Below are 23,805 nucleotides of genomic sequence, written 5' to 3' on the forward strand. Positions count from 1 at the left end.
CATATAATTAGAGGAGATGATCATAAGATAAATACTTTTAAACAAATACAAATATACCAAGCAATGGGTTGGGATGTTCCAGAATTTGCACATATTCCACTAATTCATACTATTGAAGGTAAAAAACTTTCAAAAAGAGATAATGCCTCAACTTTGGATGATTACTCAAAAATAGGAATAATGCCTGATGCATTAAGAAATTATTTACTTAGATTAGGATGGTCATATCAAGATAAAGAAATATTTACTCTAGAAGAGAGCATTGAACACTTTAATTTAGCAGGTATTGGAAAATCACCATCAAAACTAGATATGAGTAGAATATTATCAATGAATGAGCATTATATAAAAACAATCGATGAGAACGATCTTTATCAATGTCTAGATGAATATTGTAAAATTTATAAGGAAGAAATTAAAAATGACAAAGAAACAAAAGTTAAATCCTCATTATCATTTTTAAAAAATAAGGCTAAAACATTAGAAGATATTTACAATAATTCAAAATTCATCATAAATGATGAAGTTAACTTCAATGAAGATGATATTAAATTAATAGATGATAAAGCTAAAAAAATTATTTCAGAATTTATTAAAGAATTATCATCTATTTCAAAAATAAATAAGGAAAATTTAGAGCCTGTAGTAAATAATTTAATAAAAATAAATGATACAAATTTTAAAGGTGTCGGTCAGCCTATACGAATTGGTTTAACAGGATCAAAATTTGGTCCTGGATTATATGATATAGTTATAGCTCTTGGTAAAGAAGAAGCTTTAAAAAGACTAGCTAAGATAATTTCTTAAAACTAAACAAGCCTCTTCAGATGAAGAAGTTTTAGATCTAATTCCTTCTAATGTTTTTGAACAATCAGATAATTGTTTTTTGATAAGATCAGGGTTTTTTAAAAGATAAATTACAGATTTATAGATTTCATCAGCATTACATTCATTTTGTAACAATTCAGGAATTACTTCACGATTATTAATAATATTAATTATATTTGCAAATTTAACATTAACTAACATTTTAAATATCATAAAATTTATAAAACTGAGTTTATAAATAATTATAGACGGTATATTTGAGCTAGAAATTTGTAATGAAACTGTACCTGATTTAGATACGGCAAAAACAGAATTAGATAAAATTTTAGATTTAATACTTTCATCTGAAACGACATCAACGTTTTCAATATTAAATTTTTTAATTTCTGACAAAATTAAATTTTTATTTTCATCGGTTGCATGAAAGTAAAAATAAAAATCATTATGTTTTTTGTTCATTAGTTTTATAAAATCAATCAAAATATTTAATAATGCATCTGTTTCAGATTTTCTACTTCCAGGAAAAATTGATATAATTTTTTTATTTTTAGGAATTATATTTTCAATAATTTTTTTATTAACTTCATTATGATTCTCAATTAATGGATGTCCAACAAAAGTATTATTTATATTTTCTTCATCAAAATATTTTTTTTCAAAATCAAATAATAAAAGAATATGATCAATAAATTTTTTTATTTTTTTTACTCTATTTTTTCTCCATATCCATACTTGGGGAGCTACATAGTGAATTGTTTTGATATTATTATTAATTTTTTTTACTCTCTCTGCAACTCTCATAGTAAAATCAGGACTATCAACAGAAAATAATATATCAGGATTAAATTTTATTATTTCATTAACAGTATAGTTGATTTTATTTCTAATTTTAAATAAATTTGATAAAATACTCGTAAAACCTAAGTAGGTTATTTCATTTAAATTAAAAATACTTTCAATTCCTAATTTTTTTAAATGATTTCCACCAACAGATGAATATTCAATATTAGAATTTTGAGATTTTAACTTAGAAATAACTGTTGAAGCTAGTTTGTCTCCAGAAGGCTCACCAGTAAGTATAAATATTTTTTTCATATAATATTAATAAATATCTTGTTTTTATTAGCAAATTTAATGCATTCAGGTTTATCTAGAAAAATATTTTTTTTAGATTGCAAAACTACACCACGCAATCCATATTTTTTCGCATCCTTAAAAGTTTGTAAACCAATTGTTGGCAAGTCCATTCTCAAATCCTGTTTTTTTTTCGGTAATTTAATTAAAATACCATCTGATTTTTTCTTTAATTTTGATAACATTTTTTTTGTACCCTCTTTTCCTTCTTTAGCTAAAATTTTATCTCCTTTAACTACTAAAGCTTGAATGTGGTCTAAACTTTTGGTTTTATTAAAAAAAAATTTCCCTTTTTTAATTGATATTAAGTCTTGTTTATTAGGTTTTAGTTTAGTGTAACAACCTTTCTTTAAAGATAGTTCTGGGTTAAAAAATATAGAACTAATGACTTTTATTCCTTCATTATTTAAAATTTTTATTATTGATTTAATTATAGCTGCATCACCTATTTTAGCGGCTCTGATTACACTTGGCATATAATAAATACCTTTAAAATCTAATCTTAATGAGGAAAAATTTGGTTTTGAAATTTTGCCTGCAAATAAAACTCTTTTGCATTTCTTTTGTTTGATTAAATCTATAATTGCCCCAAATCTTCCAATGCTTGTTCTAAAAGAATTCTTCTCTTTGTTAAATTTATTATTTTTTGAAAAATCTATAATGAAATATTTTTTTTTTTGTTTTTTTATTTTACCAAGAACTATTTCTGAAAAATCTGTATCACCTAAAAATAAACCTATCATTTTATTTTGAAAATGGAGTGCAAATTGGTCTTTTTTTGTCTTTTTCTATAAATCCAATAACTTCTATCACTAACTCATTGCTTTTAAAATCTTTCGATAAATTATTTAAATTCTCTGTTAAATTTTCATTTTTAAATATTTCTTTGTACGCATCACTTAAAATCATTATTTCTTTATTTGGAATATTTTTTCTTCTTAAACCTATTAAATTCAATCCCTGTAATACACTTCTGTTGCCATGTGCTATTCCATATGGAATTATATCTCTTACTACACCACACATACCTCCAATCATTGCTGATTTACCTACTCTAGTAAATTGCTGAACAGCTGAATTACCCCCAATAATAGCATTATCGTCTATATGTGCATGACCTCCTAACGGCACATTATTAGCTAAAATTACGTTGTCTCCAACAAAACAATCGTGAGCAATATGTGCTGAAACCATAAACAAACAGTTGTCACCAACTTTTGTTAACCCACCACCACCTTTTGTTCCTGGATTAATAGTAACATATTCTCTAATTTTATTATTGTTACCAATCTCCAACTTTGTTTCTTCACCTTGAAATTTTAGATCTTGTGGATCGTTTCCTATTGATGCAAATGGATAAATTTTATTATTTTTTCCAATTTTAGTATTCCCTGTAATATTAACATGTGATTGAATCTCTGTTTCTTCATCTATTTCAACATTTGGACCAATTACAGAATAAGGACCAATTTTTACATTTTTTGAAATCTTAGCATTAGAATCAATAATAGCTGTTTTATCTATCATTTATTATCTCTTAAAAATTCTCTAATATTTTTTGCTGGATAACCCATAACTTTTTTGTTGTCAGGTATATCTCTTATGACACCAGAGCCACCGCCTATTTCTACATTGTTTCCAATTTTAAGATGTCCTGATATTCCAGCTTGACCGCCTATTTTAACATTATTACCAATTATGGAGCTACCTGCTATACCGACTTGACCGGCTATAATAGAATTTTCACCAATTTTAACATTATGAGCTATATGTATTTGATTATCTAAATAAGTGTTTTTTCCTATTACTGTATTAGACATAGAGCCTCTATCTATAGTTGCTCCACATCCAATTTCACAATTATCCTCAATTAAAACTATTCCAATATGTGGGTATCTTAAATTTTTATTTTTAACAGGAAAGAAACCAAAACCATGTTTACCAATTACACAATTATCTAATATTTTAACATTATTTTTTATTAGAGTATTTCTGATAACGTTATTTGATCCGAGAGAACAATTGTCTCCAATAATTACGTTTTTTTCTATAATTGTATTATGTCCAATTTTGCAGTTATTGCCAATTGAAACATTATCTCCAATTAAAACATTTGTACCAAAAATAACTTTGTTTTTTAAATTAGTATTCTCTATAACTTTTGCTGTTTTATCAAAATCATCATTTATCGATTGTGGATAAAATAAAGAAGTAATTTTTGAAATAGAGACTAACACATTATCAACAACAACAGCCAAACAAGATTTAGGTAATTCATTTTTTAACAATTCAGTTGTTAAGCAAAATGATGCTTTCGTTTTTTTCGCTATATTTTTATATTTTTTACTATGAAAGAAAGTTATTTCTCCCTCTTTCGCTGAAACTAAATCATTAATGTCTGTAATTTCTTTATCAATTTCTATTTTAATTTTACTGGAATTAACTAAAGATATTATTTCAGAAAATCTATATGGACCATGATTTTTAAAGAAAGGATTAACCATAATTGCTTTTACCAAAGCAAAATAATATTACCTATCAAGAATTGTTGCTATTTATTTCCTATCAACGATGGTTGCTGACCATATTGCGTCAGCCATTTTTTTATTTTCTACAAATGCCTCACCCTTATATTTCCAAACTCTTCCATGTGATCTTATTGCCTCAATTTTTAAGATCAAATCACAATCAGGTATAACTGGATTTCTAAACCGAGCTTTTTCTACACCCATTAAAAAGACAAGTTTATTTTCATATGTTGATTTATCAAGACCTGAAGCAGTAAGAGCGGCTGCGGCCTGACCAAAAGATTCAACAATAAGAACTCCGGGCATAACAGGATTATCTGGAAAATGACCTTGAACAAAAAAACTATCTTTTTTTACTTTTACTAATGCTGTAGCAGAAAAGAGTTTTTTAATATCATATAATTCATCAATTAATAGCATCGGCTCTCTATGAGGTAATAGATTTCTAATTTGATCTTTATTAAGTCTATCCATGAATTTAACCTTTATTAATTAATAACATTATATCATTTGTAATATCTTTATCACCACTTCCAATAAATATTTGTTTTTTTTCAAGAACTATATCTATGGAATTATTTTCCATATAATTTTGTATTATTGGATTTATTTTCTTTAAGAAATTCGTTAATTTTTGTTCTTTTAATATTTTAAAATCTGTTAAAAGTTTTTCTTTTTCTAATCTAAATTTTTCTACATCTTCATTAAATACCTTAATATCTTTTTTAAGTTTTTCTTCTGAAGATATGTTTTTGGTTTGGTTGATTTTATCTTTACGTTCTTTTATAGCTTTCTCTTTTACTTCTAATAATTTAATATTTTCTTTGTTAACCTTATCTAATTCTTTAAAAATAATTTTTCCAAAGTTTGAATTGTTAAGTAGGTAATCAATATCTATAAAAACAACTTTTTCTACTGCAAATGCTCCAGATATATTAAAAAAAATTATAAATAAAATTAAAAATTTTTTTTTTATAAAAAACATTAAAAAGTTGTTCCTAAATTAAATCTAAATGTTTCTTCAGCATCTGTGTCTGCTTTTGTAATAGGTTGAGCAAATGTAAAACTTAAAGGTCCAACAATGGTGAAATAGTCAACTCCGATACCTATAGAGCTTCTTAATTTGCTAGAATCATCCAAAGAACTATCATCAACCCCCCAAACATTTCCAATATCAACAAATGAGCTTACACTAATATTTTCTAAGTTTGGTAGAACCTGTGGCAATGTTGAGCTTAAATTTAACGTAGTGTAGTAGTTTCCTCCTATATAATCAGATCCATCTTTTGGTCCTACTTTACCCTTAACAAAACCTCTTAGCCTTTTTTGAGGAATGTATAATCTCTCTGATAATTTTATATCATCTCCAGTTAGTGAATTAGCTGAACTCAATGAAAATGATAAAGATGAAATATTATTTTCGTAAAGTTCTGAGTAAACTTTATAATTATAAAAATTAGTAAGTGTATTGGTATCACTTATAATTGGCATATCTATAGAATAAAAACTTCTAAAACCATCGTTAGTTTGAAATTTTTGGTTCCTCTTATCATAATCAAAATTTAGCCCTACATATGTATCAAAATAATCTCCTTCTTGTTTTTTTTGTCTTGCAGAAGCTGAGGAACTTGTTGAAATATCCTCAATAAATGAAGAAGCCTCAAGACCTAAGCTAAAATCTTCTAAATATTCAAATTTAGTTCCAATTAATCCACCAATTTTCTTTGATTTATAACCAAAATCAGTCAATCTATCAATTTCAGAAGCTCTTATTCCTAAATTTGCAGATTTATCTGTATTATTTATATTTGGATTTCGAAGATCAAAATTTCCAACAATTTTATCAGAACCTACTGAAAGATTTGTTTCTACTTTAAGACCTTTGCCTAAATAATTATTTTCTTTAATGCCAAATTCGATTACCTCACCATCAGTACCAAAACCTGCGCCTGCCATTATTTCACCTGTAGGCTTTTCTTCAACAGTAATATTAATTATTTTTGTTTTATTAATATCATCATCGATAATTTGAGATTCTACATTTTTAAAAAAGTTTAACGATTTTATTTCATTTATACTCTTCTTAGCTAAAATTTCATTATAAGGATCCCCTTCATCTATGTAGAATTGATTTCTTATTACATTTTCTCTAGTGATATTATTTCCAAAGATATTTATTTTTTTTATAAAATATTTTTCATTTTCGTCAATTTTGAAGGTTAAATTAATTTTATCATCTACTATATTTTCAATGACATTTGCAGAAATAGACTCGTATTGTTCACTGATTGCAATTTTATCAATTTCATTTAAAATTTTTTCAACATAATTTATTGAGTATGGTTTGTTTTTTAAACTTTTGAAAGTGGTATTAAGATTTTCAAAATTTGAAGTTTCAAAATCAATTGGTAAATCTAAATTCAAGTTATCAAAATAAAATTTATTTTTAGCATCTATATTAAAAATTACTTCAAACTCATCATTGTTGATCAGTTTTGCATAAGATGATTTAATATCAACATCGTAATAACCTTTATTTAAATAAAAATTTCTAAGCAAGCGTGTGTCAAAATTAATTAAATTTTCATTTAAATATTTCTTACCTGATATAATTTTCCAAAATTTGTATTCCTCGCTTGCAATAAGACTTTTTAGCTTACTATCCTTGAAAATTTTATTGCCTATGAAAGTAATTTTTTTAATTTTTGCTTTTTCACCAAGATTAATTTTAAAAATTAAATCTATTTTATTGTCATCAAGATCAATTAAATCAATGTCTACTCCTGCAAAATAATAGCCAAGATCTCTCAGGGATGATATAATTTGTGACTTAGTTTCTTTTAACAATATTTCATTGTAAGAAGATCTTGCTTTTATATTTAAATCCTTAAGGATTTTTTCTTTTAATGTATTTGATTTAATTCCATCGAAAGTGATATTTTCTATAATTGGATTCTCTTTTACTAAAATTGTTAGATTGTTTTGAATAAGATTGATCGATACGTTTTCAAAAAAATTACTTTCATATAAAAATTTAAGAGAATTATTGATATCATTTTTATCAAGATCTGAACCAATTTTAATTTTAGAAAACATTAGAATTGTTTCATCTGCAATTCTCTCATTGCCTAATATCTCGATACTTTTGACAATTTCAGTGCTAGCTGACTTCAAAAATAAGAAATATAATAAGATTGTAAAATATAGTGATTTGGTGATCTTTTTTAACATTTTAAGATTTATATACTTTTTTTAATGTTTTTAAATGCACATATTTGTTCAAATTGATTATATCTTGAATTTTATATGGATTTATTTTTTTGAATTTAACAAATTTCTTATCATTAGCCATCTTTAAAAATATTTTTTGAATTTCCATAAAACTAATTTTATTTTTTAAAAATAAATCTACCAAAGTGTCATTAATTGAAACAATTATGGTGAAGTAGAGAGAATGATTTTTAGGTAAGCTAGATAATATTTTTGTGATCGGATATCTTTTGTAATTTAATTTGATTAAATTTAAATTATTCAACTTATTCACATTAATTTTATTAAATTTAAAATTTGAATGTGCCTTACTATATAAAGTATTAAATATGGGAATTGCCATTGTTGTATCGTGTGCAATTATTTTTATTAAACCATTTTTAAATTTAATTATTGCATGAATATATGATTTTGGATGAATTAAAATATCGATTTTATTTAATGGGATATTAAATATATTTTTTGCTTCTATAACTTCATAAACTTTATTAATCATAGTAGCAGAGTCGATTGAAATTTTTCTTCCCATTTTCCAATTTGGATGATTGATTGCGTCACGAACTTTAATTGATTTAAATTTATTCAATGGAGTTTTGTAAAATGGACCTCCAGAAGCAGTAATAAAAATTTTTTCTATATCTTCATTATTTGAATTTTTTAATCCATACCATAAAGAAAAATGTTCTGAGTCAACTGGTATAAATTCAGTTTTATTTTTATTTAACTCTTTTTTTATTAAATTCCATCCACATATAATTGATTCCTTATTAGCTATAGCAATTTTTTTTGTAAATTTAATAATTTTAATTGTTGGATCTAAGCCATCTAGACCAACTATTGAGCTCATAACATAGTCAATTTTTTGACTAAATATTAAATTTAAATCTTCAAAGGAGTTATAAATTTTAATATTTTTAATATTCTTTTTTTTTATTTTTTCGAAAGTTTTTTTATTTGATATAATAAGATTTTTGACTTTAAATTTTTTAGCCTGATTAAGTAATTTTTCATAATTTCTGTGTGCAGTCAAAAGTGTTATTTCAAAATTTTTTTTATCTTTTGCAACAATATCTAGCAGTGTTTTCCCTATTGAACCTGTGGAACCTAAAATTGCAATTTTTTTTTTCATATCTTAAAAATAAAAAAATTAGAAATTATCATTCCAAATGGTATAGCTAACAACATTCCATCTATTCTATCAAGTAAACCTCCATGACCTGGCAAAATATTACTAGTATCTTTAACTTTTGCTTTTCTTTTTAAAAATGAGATAAACAAATCCCCAATCTGACACAATAAAGATACTATAATTACTAACAAAATTAAATTGTATAGATCTATGAATAGTAACTTTAAATAGATGTTAAAAATTGGAACTAAAGCTAGTGAAAGAATGAAAGATCCAATTGAACCTGAAATTGTTTTATTCGGACTAATTTTAGTTAACTTTTTTCCTTTGAAAAATTTACCAAATAATAAACCACCCATATCAGAACAAATGCAAATAGAGAATAAAAATAATATTACCAATTTCAAATCATCTTGAGAGATACTAAAAAATATAATCAATGAAAATATTATTAGATAAAATAAACTTAAAATATTAGCCAATAATTTATAGAAAATATGTTTTTTATTTTTTTTTTTAAAAATTTTAGAATTTAATTTATTAAATTCAATCCATGAAATTACTGAAACAAGTATTAATGAAATTATTAGAATGAATGAATAACTAAAAGAAAGTACCAATAAAATAATTAGAAGAACAGAAGTGATTAATCTTTTTGTAAAATCTTTTAAAGTCATACATTTCCAAAATTTCTTTTTATAGATTTAAATTTTTTAATTATTCTATTGTAATCTTTCTTATTAAAATCTGGCCATAATTTTTTTTCAAAAAAAATTTCAGAATAAGCAATTTGCCAAAGTAAAAAATTACTTAGTCTTTGCGTATTCCCAGTTCTAATTAATATATCAGGATCAGGTATATCTTTTGTTTGAAGATAATTTTGAAAATTTTCTTCATTCAATTTTTTTTTACTTTTTCTGAATTTTTTAAATGCATTTAACAACTCTGATTTTGAACCATAATTTAGGGCTAGATTTATTTGCAGTTGTTTATTTTTTTTTGTTTTGTTTTCACATTTCACTAAAAGTTTATTTAACCTAGAGGAAAAATTTTTTATTCCAATTATTTTTAACTTTATATTTTGTTTGTTTAAGGCGTTTATTTTATCTTTTAAAAATATTTCGAGCAAATTAAACAAATAATTAATTTCTTTTTTTGGTCTTTTCCAATTCTCTGTAGAAAAGGCAAACAGTGTAAGATATTTAATTTTGTTTTTTACAGATTCTCTGATTATAGCATCTACGGATTTCAAACCAGCTTTATGTCCAGCATTTCTTGAGTTTTTATGTTTTAGTCCCCATCTACCATTACCATCCATGATAATGGCTACATGATTAAGATGGTTCATATTGTCATTATTTCTTTTTCTTTTGAAGACACCTTATCATCAACGGATTTAATGTGATTGTCGGTTATTGTTTGAACTTTTTTTTCAAAAGTTTTTTCATCGTCTTCTCCAATTTCTTTTGCTTTTAATAACTTTTTTAAATCTTCATTTGCTTCCCTTCTCACATTCCTGATTGCAACTTTGCATTTTTCTCCAATAGATTTTATTAATCTTTTAAGCTCCGTTCTTCTTTCCTCATTTAATTCTGGAACAGGCAATCTTATCAATTGACCATCTATTTGTGGATTTAAACCAAGATCAGATTTTTGAATAGCGGCATCAACTAAGGAAACATTATTCGCATCCCACACTTGAATATTTATCATTCTAGGCTCAGGTGTTGTGATACTTCCAACCTGATTTATTGGCATTTGTTGACCATAAACATCCACTTTAATTAGATCCAACATTGAAGCATTTGCTCTTCCAGTTCTTAGTGAAGTTAGTTCTTTTGAGAAAACCTCGATGGCTTTATCCATTTTAAGGCTGTATGATTTTTCATCAAACATTTATTCTCCAATCTTAATTCTATAAAACTCTTTTATCTTTAAATCAGCTATAGATAGTTCTTTTAACACATCTTGAACTTTTTTTTTTGGCTCCATAACCCATGCTTGAGTTAAAAGAGCATTTTCCTCCTTAAATTTATTCATTTTACCTAAGCTAATTTTTTTTGCAATATCATCAGGTTTTCCTGAATTTTTAAGTTCTTCAGTAACTAACTCCTGCTCTTTTTTTATTATTTCTTCATCTATCGAACCAGCCTCTAAAGCTAATGGATTTGAAGCAGCAATATGCATAGATAGCTGTTTGCTAAAGTTTTTAACAATATCTGAATTATCTTTAGTATCTAATGAAACCATAACAGCTAATTTTGCTACATTATCTTTTACAACAGTATGTAAATAATGATTGTTCATACCATTTGAATTTTGGATTGTTTTAGCTTTACCAATTGTAATTTTTTCACCAATTTTTGCAATCAATGCAACCAAATTATCATCAACTGTTTGGCCATTTTTCATTTTTGTTACTTTTAATTCTTCGAGGTTTGAATTGGTTTTGTTGTTCAGTTCACTTAATTCTTTTACAAAAGAAATAAAATCGTCATTTTTAGCAACAAAATCTGTTTCACAATTTACTTCAATAACTGAAGTTTTTGTGTCGTCTCCACTAACTACAACAACACCTTCTTTGGCATCTCTAGACATTTTTTTTGAAGCCTTTGAGATGCCTTTAACTCTTAAGATTTCAACTGCCTTATCTAAATCTCCATTTGACTCTTTTATTGCTAAGTTGCAATCTTTAAAACCAGCTCCTGTAACCTCTCTAAGTTTTTTTACCTTTTCTATATCACTCATTAGTTTAATTTCTCCTTATTTTCTTTGGAAAATTTTTTCTCTAATTTTTCTCTATCTAAATCTTGAATAGTTTTCGTATTATCTTCATCTTTAATTTGTTTTTTTTTTATTTCCTCAACAGGAGAAGATTTTTTGGCACTATTGATTGTTTCTTTAATTAAATTACAATAAAGATCAATAGCTCTTCTTGCATCATCATTACCTGGAATTGGATAGTCAATATTATCTGGATTCGAATTACTATCTAGTATAGCAATGATTGGTATCCCTAATTTTGAAGACTCAGCTATAGCAAGAGACTCGTAATTTGTATCAATAACAAATACTAAATCTGGAACTTTTTTCATCTCAGCTATTCCACCTAAAGATCTTTGAAGCTTATCTTTTTTAACGCTCATTTTTAAAAGTTCTTTTTTTGTAAAACCTCTGTTTTCAGCTACCAAATCAGTTTCTAGTTTTTTTAATTTCTTTATTGAATTCGAGATTGTTCCCCAATTGGTTAACATTCCTCCTAACCACCTGTAATTTACAAAGTATTGGTTCGTCTCTTTTGCAACCTCTGCAATAGCTTCTGAAGCTTGTTTTTTTGTTGATACAAATAAAATTTTTCCATTATTTGCAATAGTTTCATAAACTTTTTCCAAAGCTACTTTTGTTAATTCAAGAGTTTGGGTTAGGTCTATAATGTGAATAGAGTCTCTTTTTCCAAAAATATATTTTTTCATTTTTGGATTCCATCTTAAAGTTTTATGTCCAAGATGAACGCCTGCTTCTAATAATTGTTGTATTGTAACGTTAGGTATTTTCATATTTATTCCCGGTTAAGCCACCACAGTAATTTCCAATTAAGGACCGGAGGTATAAAACCAACAACTGTGTGCGTGTTAATTTAATTAAGGGACTATTTACAAATATTTACTATATTTAACAAGTGATTATTTAGTTAATTATTGCCTGAATTTCTTGATTTCTTAATAAATTTAATGCTTTTCTTTCTAATTTACGATTATTTTTTAATCTAAATTTAAGAGTATTATCTTCAGTCACTAAATTAATATTTACGACGGTTTTACCTTCATCATTCAAAATTTTAGATATTTTTTCAATCTGTTTTTCAGAATTTATCTTAAATAAAACCTTGTTTATAGGACTATTAAATAAATCTTTTAGTGAGGCTATTTTTTTGACATTAATCCTAGTAAGTCGATTTTCATCATTAGAGATATTTTTAAATAATGTTAAAATAAGAGATCTCCCTTCTTTTAAAATTTCTCTATTTAATTCTAAAACATCTGAGAAAATAAAAAGTTCGAACACACTTGATAAGTCAGTTAATTTCAAAACAGCATAAGAATTGCCTTTTGCTGTTTTTCTTTCTTGAACTTTTAATAATGTCGCAGCTATGTTTGATTCTTTTAAATCATTTGTTGAAACAAAATTTGAATAGTCTGTTATTTTATAATCATTAAAAATTTCTGTAAATTGATTTAATGGATGGTCTGAAATAAAGAACCCTACTGATTCAAATTCTTTTGATAATCTTTCTTCAAATTTCCAATCTTCAGTTTTAATTAAAACATCGTCTTGTATATTTTCATCCTCTGAGAATAAATCAATTTGGTTAGTAGATTTACTATCAAATATATTTTTATTTTTAGCTATGATTGCTGGAATAGAATTATATAAAGCCTGTCTATTTTTATTTAAATTATCAAATGCCCCTGCTTTAACTAAACCCTCTAGTTGAAGTTTATTTATGTCTTTTGGATTTGCTCTATTTATAAAATCGTGAAAGGACACAAATTTTCCATTTAAAATTCTCTCTTTAACTATATTTGATATTGCCTCATAACCAACAGCTTTTATTCCACCTAAAGCGTAATAAAATTTATCATCACTTGTTCTAAAATCTGCAAAACATTCGTTTATATCTGGACGAATAACTTCAACATTTAATCTTTTTAATTCTTCATAAAACTCACTTAACTTATTTTGATTAGATATATCCATAGTCATTGATGCTGCAATAAATTCTTTTGGATAATATGTTTTTAAAAATGCAGTTTGATATGAAATAATTGCATATGCAGCTGCATGACTTTTATTAAAGCCATATTCTGCGAATGGTTCAATTTTTAAAAAAATTCCAGCAGCAACATCTTTTGATATTCCATTTTTAACAGCTCCAGCAATAAACCCTTGTTTTTGTTTTTCAAGTTCTGCCCGTTTTTTTTTACCCATAGCCCTTCTTAAAAGATCGGCTTGACCTGCTGTAAATCCTGAAAGTTTTTGTGCAATTTGCATCACCTGTTCTTGATAAATAATAACTCCATATGTTGGTTTTAAAATATCTTCTAGAAGTGGGTGTAAATAATCTGGTTTTTGTTTTCCATGTTTACAGTCATTATATGTTGGAATATTGCTCATTGGTCCTGGTCTGTATAGAGCAACTAAAGCAATAATATCTTCGATGTGATTTGGTTTCATTTGAATTAAGGCTTCTCTCATACCAGCACTTTCAATTTGGAATAAACCAACTGTTTTACCTGTTGACATTAAATCAAAAACTTTTTGATCTTCGTAACTTATTTTTTCTATATCAAAATCTTTAATTTTTTTTCTTACAAGTTTTTGTGTATTGTTAATTACTGTAAGTGTTTTTAAGCCTAAAAAATCAAATTTTACTAAACCTGCATTTTCTGCTGAGTACATATCGAATTGAGTAGATGGTAATAATAAACCTGCAGAAACATCTTTGTACAGAGGAACAACTTGTGTGAGTTTTTTATCCGCTATTACTACTCCAGCGGCATGTGTAGCAACATTTCTATTAAGACCTTCCAATTTTAGTGAGAGATCAGTAAGTTTCTTTACCCTTGGATCATCATTTATGAGTTTTTGTAATCTTGGCTCCCCAGCAATGCACTGAGTTAAATTTTGCGGTCTAGATGGATCAAAAGGAATCATCTTAGATATGCTGTCAACAAATCCATATGCTAATCCCAAAACTCTTCCAACATCTCTAATTACCATTCGTGCTTTTAATTTACCAAATGTTATAATGTGAGCTACACTGTCTTTATATTTTGTAGTTAGATACTCAAAAACTTGATCTCTTTTATCCTCGCAAAAATCTATATCAAAGTCTGGCATTGAAATTCTATCTGGATTTAAAAATCTTTCAAAAATAAGATTAAATTTTATTGGATCAACGTCTGTAATTGATAAACACCAAGCTACTAATGAGCCAGCACCTGAGCCTCTTCCAGGTCCTACAGGTATATCATTATTTTTAGCCCATTTAATATAGTCTGCAACTATAAGAAAATAACTAGAATATTTCATTTCTATAATAATAGAAAGTTCATGATTAAGTCTGTTCTTATATTCTCTATAAGAATTGTTATTTTCTAAATCTTCTTCACTTAAATTAAAGATCTTATTGAACTTGACTTTTAATCCCTCTATGGAATCTTTTTTTAAAATTTCATCTGCATTTCCATCTTTATCACTACTAATATTAGGCAATATTGGGTTAGAAAATAACGGTCTATAACTGCATCTTAATGGAAAATTATAATTATTTTCTAAAGCTTCAGGTAAATCAGCAAATAATTCAGACATCTCAGAGTTAGTTTTTAAATAATGTTGGTCAGTAAATCTTAATCTGTTTTTTTCATTTACATATGTTTTGTTTCTAATGCAAATCAAAGCATCATGGGCTTCATGCATTTCTTTATCTAAATAAAAAACTTCATTAGTTGCAATAATAGGTATTTCCAAATCTAAGGATTTTTTTAAATTAAATTTTTCAAATCCAATTTCATTTTGATCATTATGTCTTTGAATCTCTAGGTAAAATCTGTCATCAAAAGCATTTTTAATTTTATTATAAAGCTGATCAATTTCGCTAAACTTTCCTTTATCAAATAATTTACCAAATAAACCAAAAACAGTTCCTGAAAATACGGCAACTCCTGTGGAATTGCTTAATAATAATTCAAAATCTACATGTGGATCTGACAATTCATCGTTTTCCAAATACGATAAAGATGAAAGTTCTATAATATTTTTATATCCAACTTCATTTAAAGCAAACAAAGGGAGTAAACCTGTTGTCTCACCAATTTTAAAATTAATTTGAGTTCCGATTACTGGTTGGGTACCAGATTTTGAGATCTTTTCAGCAAATTCTAATGCACCGCATAAATTTGAGGTATCACACAAACCTAAGGATTTAATTTTATTTTTCTTAGAATATTCCTGTAAATCATCAATTCTAGCAGCACCTTCACAAATTGAATATTGCGTATGAATTTTTAAATGATTAAAATTTTGTGAGACAGATTCAGGCATTAGATGATTTTATACTACCATCTCTCATCTCCAATAGATAATCTGCTTTTTTTGCAAAAAATCTATTATGAGTTGCAAATATAATTATTCTGTCTGATCTTTTTTGATTGTTCAAAAGTTTAAAAATATCTTTAGCCGTATTCATGTCTAAACTACCAGTTGGTTCATCAGCTAAAATAATTTGAGGATCATTAATAATTGCTCTTGCTATTGCTACTCTTTGAGCTTCACCACCAGACAGTTGTGAGGGGAAATGATTTAATCTATTTGAAAGTCCAACTTTTTTTAATAATTTTACAGCTTTAGATAATGCTAGTTTTTTGTCATTATTAACAGATAGAGCAGCAAAATAGACATTTTCTAGTGCTGTAAAATCAGAAAGAAGATTGTTTTCTTGGTAAACAATACCTATTTTTTTTGCTCTAAATAAATCATTTTTTTCATTTTGACTTAAATTTATCTCATTATTATCAAACTTAATCGTACCAGATGTTGGTTTGTCGATTAATGAAATTAAATTTAATAACGTCGATTTTCCAGATCCAGAGGGACCCATTATAGCATAAATTTTGCCTAACTTAAATTTTCTAGACAGTCCTCTTAAAACGTTAATTTTTTTTTCACTAGTAAAACTTTTTCGTATATTAATTAATTCTAAAAAATTATTCATACTTTAATGATTTTATAGGGTCCATATTTGCAGCTTTAAGCGCTGGAAATATAGAAACTATTATTGTTATTAATATTGAACAGATTGTTATAATTACTATAGAACTAATATTTATTTCTGAGGGCATCTTGCTTAAAAAATATATTTCCTCTGGAAATAAACTAATATTAAAAGTAGTGCTTAAAAATTGTCTAATGTTTTCTACATAAATTGAGAATGTTACACCTAAGAATATTCCAAAAATTGTTGCCAATGTCCCTATTGTTACCCCTACTAGGAAAAATATTTTTACAATTGATTTATTTAAAACTCCAATAGATTTTAATATTGCAATATCTCGAGTTTTATTTTTAACTAAAATTGTTAAACCTGAAATTATATTAAAAGCAGCGACAATAATAATTAAAGATAAAATAATAAACATCACATTTCTCTCAACTTTAAGTGCTGAAAATAATGAGCTATTCATGTCAGCCCATGTATATACAAATGCATCAGGGTATAGTTTCATCAGTTTTTCTTTATGATTTTCTATATTTTTTGGATCTTTAAAATAATACTCGGTAAATCTATCATTTTTATTTTTGTCAAAAAAATCTTCTAAAGTGTTTAAATTTATATAAGCAATATTTTCATCATATTCTGATAATCCACTTTCAAATATTGAGGTTATAAGAAATAATTTTTGCTTTGGTAAAGACCCAACTAAGGTTTGAACTCCTGAGGGTGAAGTAATTGAAACCTCTTCTCCAATATCTAATTGTAAGATATTGCTTAAATCTCGACCAATAGAAATTGTATTTCCATTTAAATTTTTAGAACCAAAAAAACTATCATTATTTGAAATTTCAAGATCTTTAAAATCTTTTTCCAAATAACCTTTTAGCAAAACTCCTTTGGTGCCATTCTTGTGAAAAATAACTGCTTCTCCTTCGTTTGATAAAACGCCTTTAGCAAAATCTTTATCTGACAAAGAAGCTAACGGTTTATCATAAGGTTTGACAACCGCATGAGCATTAAAGCCAACTATCTTGTCAATTAATTCAGTTCTAAATCCATTCATGACTGACATTACGATGATAAGAACTGCAACTCCAAGACTTATACCAATAAAAGAAAAAATTGATATAAGATTCAAAAAACCATCTTTTTTTCTGGCTTTTAAAAATCTAAAAGTAATTTCTTTTTCTAAAATAGAAATCAAATTGAATTTTTTCGTTTAGTTATAATTTCAATAATTTTACCTAGTGGTAAATTTTGAGTTTCTTCACCAGTTTCTTTAAACTCTAATAAATCACCTTCGCTTTTCTTACCAATAATAATTTGATACGGGGCTCCAATTAAATTCATTTTTTTAATTTTAGATGAAAAATTTTCATCTGTATCATCAATGATTGCATCGATATTATTTTTGAGTAATTCTTTATTAATATTATTTGCTTTGTCTAAAGCTGATGTGTCATTTTTATTTATCATAGGTATTATAGCAATATCATAAGGAGCAACAGACAATGGCCATTTCATGATTTCATTTTTGTCATCATATTTTGCCTCAATTATAGCCCCTACTAACCTTGATACACCAATTCCATAAGAACCCATTTTAACAAAATCTTTCTTTCCCCCTGGTAAATCAACTGATGCACCCATTGGTTTTGAATACTTGTCACCAAAATAAAATATATGACCTACTTCGATACCTTTTGTAATCAATTGATTTTCCTTAGAAACAATTTTTTCAAACTCTTCTTTATTAAACTTTTCATCAGTTACAGCATAAAACTGTTCATATTTTTTTCTCATACTTTCCAATGATTTTTTTTCTAGTTGGGTATCATCACTATCAAGATCGAATATTCTTTTATCTGTGAAAATTTTACTTTCACCTGTATCTGCAAGAATAATAAATTCATGAGACAAATTTCCACCGATAGGTCCTGTGTCTGCAGCCATAGGTATTGCTGTCAAAGATAATCTTTTAAAAGTTCTCAAATATGAAAGAAAGAATTTATTATAAGAATAAAAAGCTTCTTCATCTGATACATCAAATGAATAGGCATCTTTCATATAAAACTCTCTACCACGCATAATTCCAAATCTAGGTCTAATTTCATCTCTGAACTTCCATTGAATATGATACATAAGTTGTGGGAGTGATTTATAAGATTTTATTGAAGATCTAAAAATTTCAGTAACTTGCTCCTCATTGGTTGGTCCATATAACATTTCTCTATTTTGACGGTCGGTTATTCTTAACATCTCTTCGCCATAATCGTCATAACGACCACTTTCTTTCCAAATTTCACTGGACTGAATTGTTGGCATTAATATTTCTTGAGCTCCAATTTTGTTTTGTTCTTGTCTGACAACGTCTTCTATTTTTTTCATTACCTTAAAACCTAAAGGTAGCCATGAATAAATTCCTGCAGAGGCTTGCTTAATCATGCCTACTCTCAGCATTAATTGATGAGATTTAATTTTTGCTTCTGAAGGATTATTTTTTAATATTGGTATAAATGAATTTGATAAAAGCATCTTAATTAATCATATTTCTTAAATTTAAATATTCAAATTTAATTAATAAGTAAATTATTATGAAAATGACAGTAGTAATTCCCGTACAATAAAGGAATTTTTTCAGCATTTTTGGATTTTCAGGTGAGCCAGGATCCTCACCATCAATTTTTACAGTCTTTGTTCGATTCACATCAATAGGTAGAATAGCAAAAAAAACTATCCACCATATAATTATATAGATAATAGCTAAGCCTGTTGCGCTCATTAAATTCTTACTAAATTGATATTGGTAAAAGGTTTTTTCCCTGTTCTCTCTTTAGAAAACTTTCTGCAAGCAATTTTTAATGCATCAATTAGATTATGTTCTTGTTGTTTGCTTCCAATTTTAAAAGTTCTAGAGGTTTTCTCTATTTCCTCTTCTAATCCATAAACAAAATCATCTCGATCATCTACAGGTAAACCACGAAATGAAAGAATGGGGTTATTGTGTATATTACCTTTAGGTGTAATCATTATTGTTACCTCAAGATATCCATTAGCACTTAAATTTTTCCTATCTTTTATCGATTGTGAATCTGGATCAACGCTTACACTACCATCTAAATAAAGTCTGCCGCTCGGGGCCTTGTCATATACTTCAGGTTTTTCACCTGGATATAACTTAACAATATCACCATTTTCGACTTGAACTGGATGTGGCACTTGCATTTCTTTTGCAAAATTAATATGTTCTATCATATGCCTATGTTCACCGTGTACAGGTATTACACATCTAGGTTTTACCCATTGATACATCTCTTTAAGGTCTTCTCTGTTTGGATGACCAGAAACATGAACAAACTCGGTTTCTTCAGATATTACTTCTATTCCATCCTTAACAAGTTGGTTGTGAAGTTTATAAAGTTTTTTTTCATTACCAGGTATAATTTTTGAAGAAAAAATTACAGCATCACCTTTTTCAATAAAAACATCTGGATGAACATAACTAGAAATTCTCATCATTGCACCCATTGGTTCGCCTTGACTTCCAGTACATAAATACACAATTTTTTCTCTTGAAAAATTTTTAGCTTCTCTTGGATCAATTGGCTCAATTGTATTTTTTAAATATCCGCATTGACGTGCAGCTTTATAAATACGATGCATTGATCTACCAACTAAAGAGATTTGTCTTCCTGTTTTTTCTGCACAATAAAAAGCTGTCTCCATTCTAGCTACGTTGGAAGCAAATGATGTTATGATAATTCTTTTTTTTAATCTAGACATAACGTTTAACATATTTTTTCTTACATCTAACTCTGAACCTGATCTACCAGCGCTAAAAACATTTGTTGAATCGCAAATCATTGCGAGCACTCCTTCTTCACCAATTTCCTTTAATCTTTTTTCGTTTATATTGTCTCCAATCAAAGGATTTGGATCTACCTTCCAATCTCCAGTATGCAATATAACTCCTGCAGGAGTTTTTATTCTAAGTCCATTTGGTTCTAATATAGAATGCGTTAAAGTAATGTATTCAATTTCAAATGGATCCAGAGATACCTTTCCATTTAACTCAACAATCTGTAAATCATTAGTTATATCGATTTGTTTTTCTCTAAATTTTTCTCGAATTAATACAGCTGTAAAAGGAGTTGCAAAAATTTTACATTGTAATTTTGGCCACAGATGAGCAATTGCACCAATGTGATCCTCGTGTGCGTGTGTTAAAACTATTCCTAATAAATTATCTTTTCTTTCTACTATGAACCCAGGATCTGGATAAATTAAATCAACACCTGGAATTGTATCATCTGCAAATGTTACCCCTATGTCGACCATAATCCATTTATGATCACTAGGCTGTCCATAGCCAAACAAATTCATGTTCATGCCTATTTCACCTGATCCACCTAATGGACAAAATAATAGTTCATCTTTCATATTATTTAATTAATTTTGAAATCTTTATTAAACCTTTAATTGTAATATCTTGGTTGTGACTTGCTTTCGTTTTTATTGAGTTTTTAAATAAATGTGAAAATCCACCAGTAATAATTACTTTAAAAGATTTTCCGGTCTCCTTCTTAATTAAATTAATAATATTGTCAATTAAACCTGCATAACCCCAAAAAAAGCCCGATCTAACAGCGGAGATTGTATTTTTGCCAATGACTTTATTAATCTTTTTTAAATCTATTTTTGGAATCAAGGTTGCTTTGTCAGACAAAGTATTAAGAGACAATCTCACGCCCGGGGCAATAATTCCTCCAAAATAAGTATTTCTAATTAGTACATCGAAAGTTGTTGCTGTACCAAAATCTAAAATTATAAAATTATTTTTGTTATTCATTAAACTTATAGCATTAGTAATTCTATCTGAGCCTACCTGTTTATAATCTACTTTGATTTTTATAAGTGATTTTAAGTTTAATTTTTTAACCTCATAGCATTTTAGTTTAACTTTTTTTGATAAAAATTTGTTAATTATAGAAAATGTTTTTGGAACAACACTACAAAATAATATTTTTTCAATTTTATTTAATTGGATTTTATTTTTTTTAAATAAAATATTAAGCTGCCTGTTGTTTACAGATTTTGATAAAAAAGTAATTTTTTTTGAAATTTTATTATTTTTAGAAACAATACATAATTTTGTCTCTGTATTACCAATATCGCCTAGAATATACATTATTTAATTTTATACAATTTAGATAAATTTTTTTCAAAAAGTAGTTTTAGTTTATTTTCTACAATTAATTTACTAATACTTTTTTTAGTTACCTCTTGCAAGTTTGTGGCGGGATAATTCCTTATAATTGGATTTTTTTTAATATTTATACCTATACCTGTAATTAAAAATTTTTTATCTCTTACAAATATAACTTCTTGTAAAATGCCACTAATTTTTTTTTTATCAATTAATAAATCGTTTGGTTTTTTAAATAAAATTTTTTTACTTGTAAATGATGAGAGTGATTTTTTGACTAAAAGGCAATTGATTTTTGTTATAGTATTAATCGATAGTTTTGTTTTATTTAATTCATTGAAAAAAGAGATAAATAAATTTCCTTTTAATGATATCCATTTTCTTCCATACTGTCCTCTACCATTTGCTTGTGTTTCAGCAACAACCATACCTAAGTTGTATTTAGTTTCTTTGATAATTCTTATTGCAGTATTATTTGTGCTTTTAACTTTTTTAAATTTAAATTTTTTTAATTTCATCAAATAATATTAATTCTTGAAACAACTTCTATTAACTGACTTGGGAATATGAAGTATAAAAGAATTAATATCGTTGAAACTGTAAGTGAAAATTTTAACCATAAGCTATGATCCGTATCGTATTTGTCTTTTTCTTTATCAAAGTAAATTATTTTTATAATTCTTAAATAATAAAAAGCTGCAACCACGGTAGATAACAATCCTACTATAGCTAAGAAAAACATTGATTGTTCTAATACAGCTTTAAAAACATAAAACTTAGCAAAGAAACCTGCTAGAGGCGGAATGCCCGCTAAAGAAAAGAGTATTACAAGCAAACATAGAGATAATAGTGGATGGTTTTTTGATAATCCTGAGAGATCCTCAATATCCTCATAATATTGATCCTTTCTCCTTAACATCAATAGACAAGAGAAAAGAGCTAAATTCATAACTACGTATATTGAAATATAAATTATAGAACTTTGAATTCCTTCGTTAGAAGCTGTGGCTAGTCCTGCCAATGTGTAACCAATATGTCCAATAGAACTATAAGCAATTAGTCTTTTAATATTAGTTTGTCCTATTGCTGCAACAGCTCCAAAAACCATAGAAGCTATTGATAAGAAAATTATTATCATTTGCCATTGATCAATTAAATTTAGGAAAGGGACATATAAAAATCTTATAAATACAGTTAAAGCGGCAATCTTTGGTACCATTGTAAAAAATAAAGTTACAGTTGTTGGTGAACCTTCATAAACATCAGGTGCCCACATATGAAATGGAACTGCAGAAATTTTAAATGCTAAACCAACTAAGATAAATACAATTCCAAATGTTAAAACATATTCATTAGAATTTAATTGATTTGATATTACATCAAAATTGGTTGAGCCTGAAAAACCATAAACTAAAGAACATCCATATAATAATAATCCTGAAGATAGTGCACTCAAAACAAAATATTTCAAACCAGCTTCGGATGATTTTAGTTGATCTCTATTATATGTTGCTAGCACATAAAGAGCTAGTGATTGTAATTCTAAGCCCATATAAAAAACAATTAAATCATTTGAACTAATCATCACCATCATACCAAGAATAGAGCTCAAAATAAGAACTGGGTATTCGATATTGTATATTTTAAATGTTTTTAAATAGCTTGATGAAATAACTAAAACTAAAAAACCTCCAATTAAAGTTATAATTTTCATTAGTGAGGACATAGTGTCAATCACAACACTTTCATTAAACAAAGTTTCTCTACTAATCGAGAATGTTTCGTTTATTGTTATTATTGCTGTAATTAAAATTGCAAACAAAGATAGATTGAAAGTTATTTTTGAACTATTTTTTTTAAAAACACCCATAACAAGTAAAAACATTATTGAAAGTGAAATAAATATTTCTGGCAATACTAAATTTAAATTTTCCAT

At 26.7% G+C, this 23,805-nt stretch carries 23 protein-coding genes; 1 reads left to right on the plus strand and 22 read right to left on the minus strand.

The features are described 5' to 3' along the window. Positions 1 to 807: glutamate--tRNA ligase (locus ACTTBL_RS04925; RefSeq protein WP_440643863.1), on the plus strand; the 807-nt coding region annotated here is incomplete at its 5' end. Here the strand turns inward: ACTTBL_RS04925 and lpxB are convergent. The 22 genes from lpxB to nuoN form a co-directional block, all read right to left on the minus strand. Then, positions 787 to 1,923, minus strand: a complete 1,137-nt coding sequence (lpxB, locus tag ACTTBL_RS04930; RefSeq protein ID WP_440643864.1) for a lipid-A-disaccharide synthase — start codon at positions 1,921 to 1,923, stop codon at positions 787 to 789. The two genes, ACTTBL_RS04925 and lpxB, sit on opposite strands and share 21 nt — an antisense overlap. Beyond that, on the minus strand, positions 1,920 to 2,705 hold the full coding sequence (gene lpxI, locus ACTTBL_RS04935) for a UDP-2,3-diacylglucosamine diphosphatase LpxI domain-containing protein (protein ID WP_440643865.1): 786 nt from the start codon (positions 2,703 to 2,705) through the stop codon (positions 1,920 to 1,922). The genes lpxB and lpxI overlap by 4 nt, the downstream gene beginning before the upstream one ends. A 1-nt stretch (position 2,706) precedes the next feature. Next, the gene (gene lpxA, locus ACTTBL_RS04940; protein ID WP_440643866.1) at positions 2,707 to 3,489 is read right to left on the minus strand and encodes an acyl-ACP--UDP-N-acetylglucosamine O-acyltransferase; all 783 of its coding nucleotides are present in this window, start codon (positions 3,487 to 3,489) and stop codon (positions 2,707 to 2,709) included. Continuing rightward, positions 3,486 to 4,466 carry a UDP-3-O-(3-hydroxymyristoyl)glucosamine N-acyltransferase gene (gene lpxD, locus ACTTBL_RS04945; protein ID WP_440643894.1) on the minus strand — a complete coding sequence of 327 codons (981 nt, stop codon included), beginning with the start codon at positions 4,464 to 4,466 and terminating at the stop codon, positions 3,486 to 3,488. The genes lpxA and lpxD overlap by 4 nt, the downstream gene beginning before the upstream one ends. A 51-nt stretch (positions 4,467 to 4,517) precedes the next feature. Continuing rightward, on the minus strand, positions 4,518 to 4,964 hold the full coding sequence (fabZ, locus tag ACTTBL_RS04950) for a 3-hydroxyacyl-ACP dehydratase FabZ (RefSeq protein WP_440643867.1): 447 nt from the start codon (positions 4,962 to 4,964) through the stop codon (positions 4,518 to 4,520). Positions 4,965 to 4,968: 4 nt separating this feature from the next. Beyond that, entirely contained in the window at positions 4,969 to 5,475 is a 507-nt protein-coding gene (locus tag ACTTBL_RS04955) for an OmpH family outer membrane protein (RefSeq protein WP_440643868.1), read from the minus strand. After that, on the minus strand, positions 5,475 to 7,664 hold the full coding sequence (gene bamA, locus ACTTBL_RS04960; protein WP_440643869.1) for an outer membrane protein assembly factor BamA: 2,190 nt from the start codon (positions 7,662 to 7,664) through the stop codon (positions 5,475 to 5,477). The genes ACTTBL_RS04955 and bamA overlap by 1 nt, the downstream gene beginning before the upstream one ends. 58 nt (positions 7,665 to 7,722) lie before the next feature. Continuing rightward, complete coding sequence (locus ACTTBL_RS04965; RefSeq protein WP_440643870.1) at positions 7,723 to 8,889, minus strand: 1-deoxy-D-xylulose-5-phosphate reductoisomerase; 1,167 nt, start codon at positions 8,887 to 8,889, stop codon at positions 7,723 to 7,725. After that, on the minus strand, positions 8,886 to 9,566 hold the full coding sequence (locus ACTTBL_RS04970; protein ID WP_440643871.1) for a phosphatidate cytidylyltransferase: 681 nt from the start codon (positions 9,564 to 9,566) through the stop codon (positions 8,886 to 8,888). The genes ACTTBL_RS04965 and ACTTBL_RS04970 overlap by 4 nt, the downstream gene beginning before the upstream one ends. Then, positions 9,563 to 10,237, minus strand: coding sequence for a polyprenyl diphosphate synthase (gene uppS / locus ACTTBL_RS04975; RefSeq protein ID WP_440643872.1), 675 nt, complete (start codon positions 10,235 to 10,237; stop codon positions 9,563 to 9,565). The genes ACTTBL_RS04970 and uppS overlap by 4 nt, the downstream gene beginning before the upstream one ends. Next, positions 10,234 to 10,785, minus strand: a complete 552-nt coding sequence (frr, locus tag ACTTBL_RS04980; RefSeq protein ID WP_440643873.1) for a ribosome recycling factor — start codon at positions 10,783 to 10,785, stop codon at positions 10,234 to 10,236. Before frr ends, uppS begins: the two co-directional genes overlap by 4 nt. After that, on the minus strand, positions 10,786 to 11,637 hold the full coding sequence (tsf, locus tag ACTTBL_RS04985) for a translation elongation factor Ts (protein WP_440643874.1): 852 nt from the start codon (positions 11,635 to 11,637) through the stop codon (positions 10,786 to 10,788). It lies immediately after the preceding gene. Further along, a complete protein-coding gene (rpsB, locus tag ACTTBL_RS04990) occupies positions 11,637 to 12,446 on the minus strand; it encodes a 30S ribosomal protein S2 (protein ID WP_440643875.1) in 810 nt (269 codons plus the stop codon). The genes tsf and rpsB overlap by 1 nt, the downstream gene beginning before the upstream one ends. Positions 12,447 to 12,576: 130 nt before the next feature. Beyond that, positions 12,577 to 15,993, minus strand: a complete 3,417-nt coding sequence (gene dnaE, locus ACTTBL_RS04995; RefSeq protein WP_440643876.1) for a DNA polymerase III subunit alpha — start codon at positions 15,991 to 15,993, stop codon at positions 12,577 to 12,579. Further along, a complete protein-coding gene (locus tag ACTTBL_RS05000; protein WP_440643877.1) occupies positions 15,986 to 16,663 on the minus strand; it encodes an ABC transporter ATP-binding protein in 678 nt (225 codons plus the stop codon). The genes dnaE and ACTTBL_RS05000 overlap by 8 nt, the downstream gene beginning before the upstream one ends. Further along, complete coding sequence (locus tag ACTTBL_RS05005) at positions 16,656 to 17,867, minus strand: FtsX-like permease family protein (RefSeq protein WP_440643878.1); 1,212 nt, start codon at positions 17,865 to 17,867, stop codon at positions 16,656 to 16,658. Before ACTTBL_RS05005 ends, ACTTBL_RS05000 begins: the two co-directional genes overlap by 8 nt. Further along, positions 17,864 to 19,198: a proline--tRNA ligase gene (proS, locus tag ACTTBL_RS05010; protein WP_440643879.1), complete on the minus strand. Its 1,335-nt coding sequence runs from the start codon at positions 19,196 to 19,198 to the stop codon at positions 17,864 to 17,866. Before proS ends, ACTTBL_RS05005 begins: the two co-directional genes overlap by 4 nt. A gap of 1 nt (position 19,199) precedes the next feature. Next, the gene (locus ACTTBL_RS05015) at positions 19,200 to 19,445 is read right to left on the minus strand and encodes a DUF1467 family protein (RefSeq protein ID WP_075484785.1); all 246 of its coding nucleotides are present in this window, start codon (positions 19,443 to 19,445) and stop codon (positions 19,200 to 19,202) included. Continuing rightward, the gene (locus ACTTBL_RS05020) at positions 19,445 to 21,103 is read right to left on the minus strand and encodes a ribonuclease J (protein WP_440643880.1); all 1,659 of its coding nucleotides are present in this window, start codon (positions 21,101 to 21,103) and stop codon (positions 19,445 to 19,447) included. Before ACTTBL_RS05020 ends, ACTTBL_RS05015 begins: the two co-directional genes overlap by 1 nt. A 1-nt stretch (position 21,104) precedes the next feature. Continuing rightward, positions 21,105 to 21,851 carry a type III pantothenate kinase gene (locus tag ACTTBL_RS05025; protein WP_440643881.1) on the minus strand — a complete coding sequence of 249 codons (747 nt, stop codon included), beginning with the start codon at positions 21,849 to 21,851 and terminating at the stop codon, positions 21,105 to 21,107. Next, positions 21,851 to 22,387: a biotin--[acetyl-CoA-carboxylase] ligase gene (locus tag ACTTBL_RS05030; RefSeq protein WP_440643882.1), complete on the minus strand. Its 537-nt coding sequence runs from the start codon at positions 22,385 to 22,387 to the stop codon at positions 21,851 to 21,853. Before ACTTBL_RS05030 ends, ACTTBL_RS05025 begins: the two co-directional genes overlap by 1 nt. Beyond that, positions 22,387 to 23,805: an NADH-quinone oxidoreductase subunit NuoN gene (gene nuoN, locus ACTTBL_RS05035; protein ID WP_440643883.1), complete on the minus strand. Its 1,419-nt coding sequence runs from the start codon at positions 23,803 to 23,805 to the stop codon at positions 22,387 to 22,389. Before nuoN ends, ACTTBL_RS05030 begins: the two co-directional genes overlap by 1 nt.

Origin of the sequence: Candidatus Pelagibacter sp. HIMB123 (genome assembly GCF_052048195.1) — a bacterium.
Lineage (GTDB): Bacteria > Pseudomonadota > Alphaproteobacteria > Pelagibacterales > Pelagibacteraceae > Pelagibacter.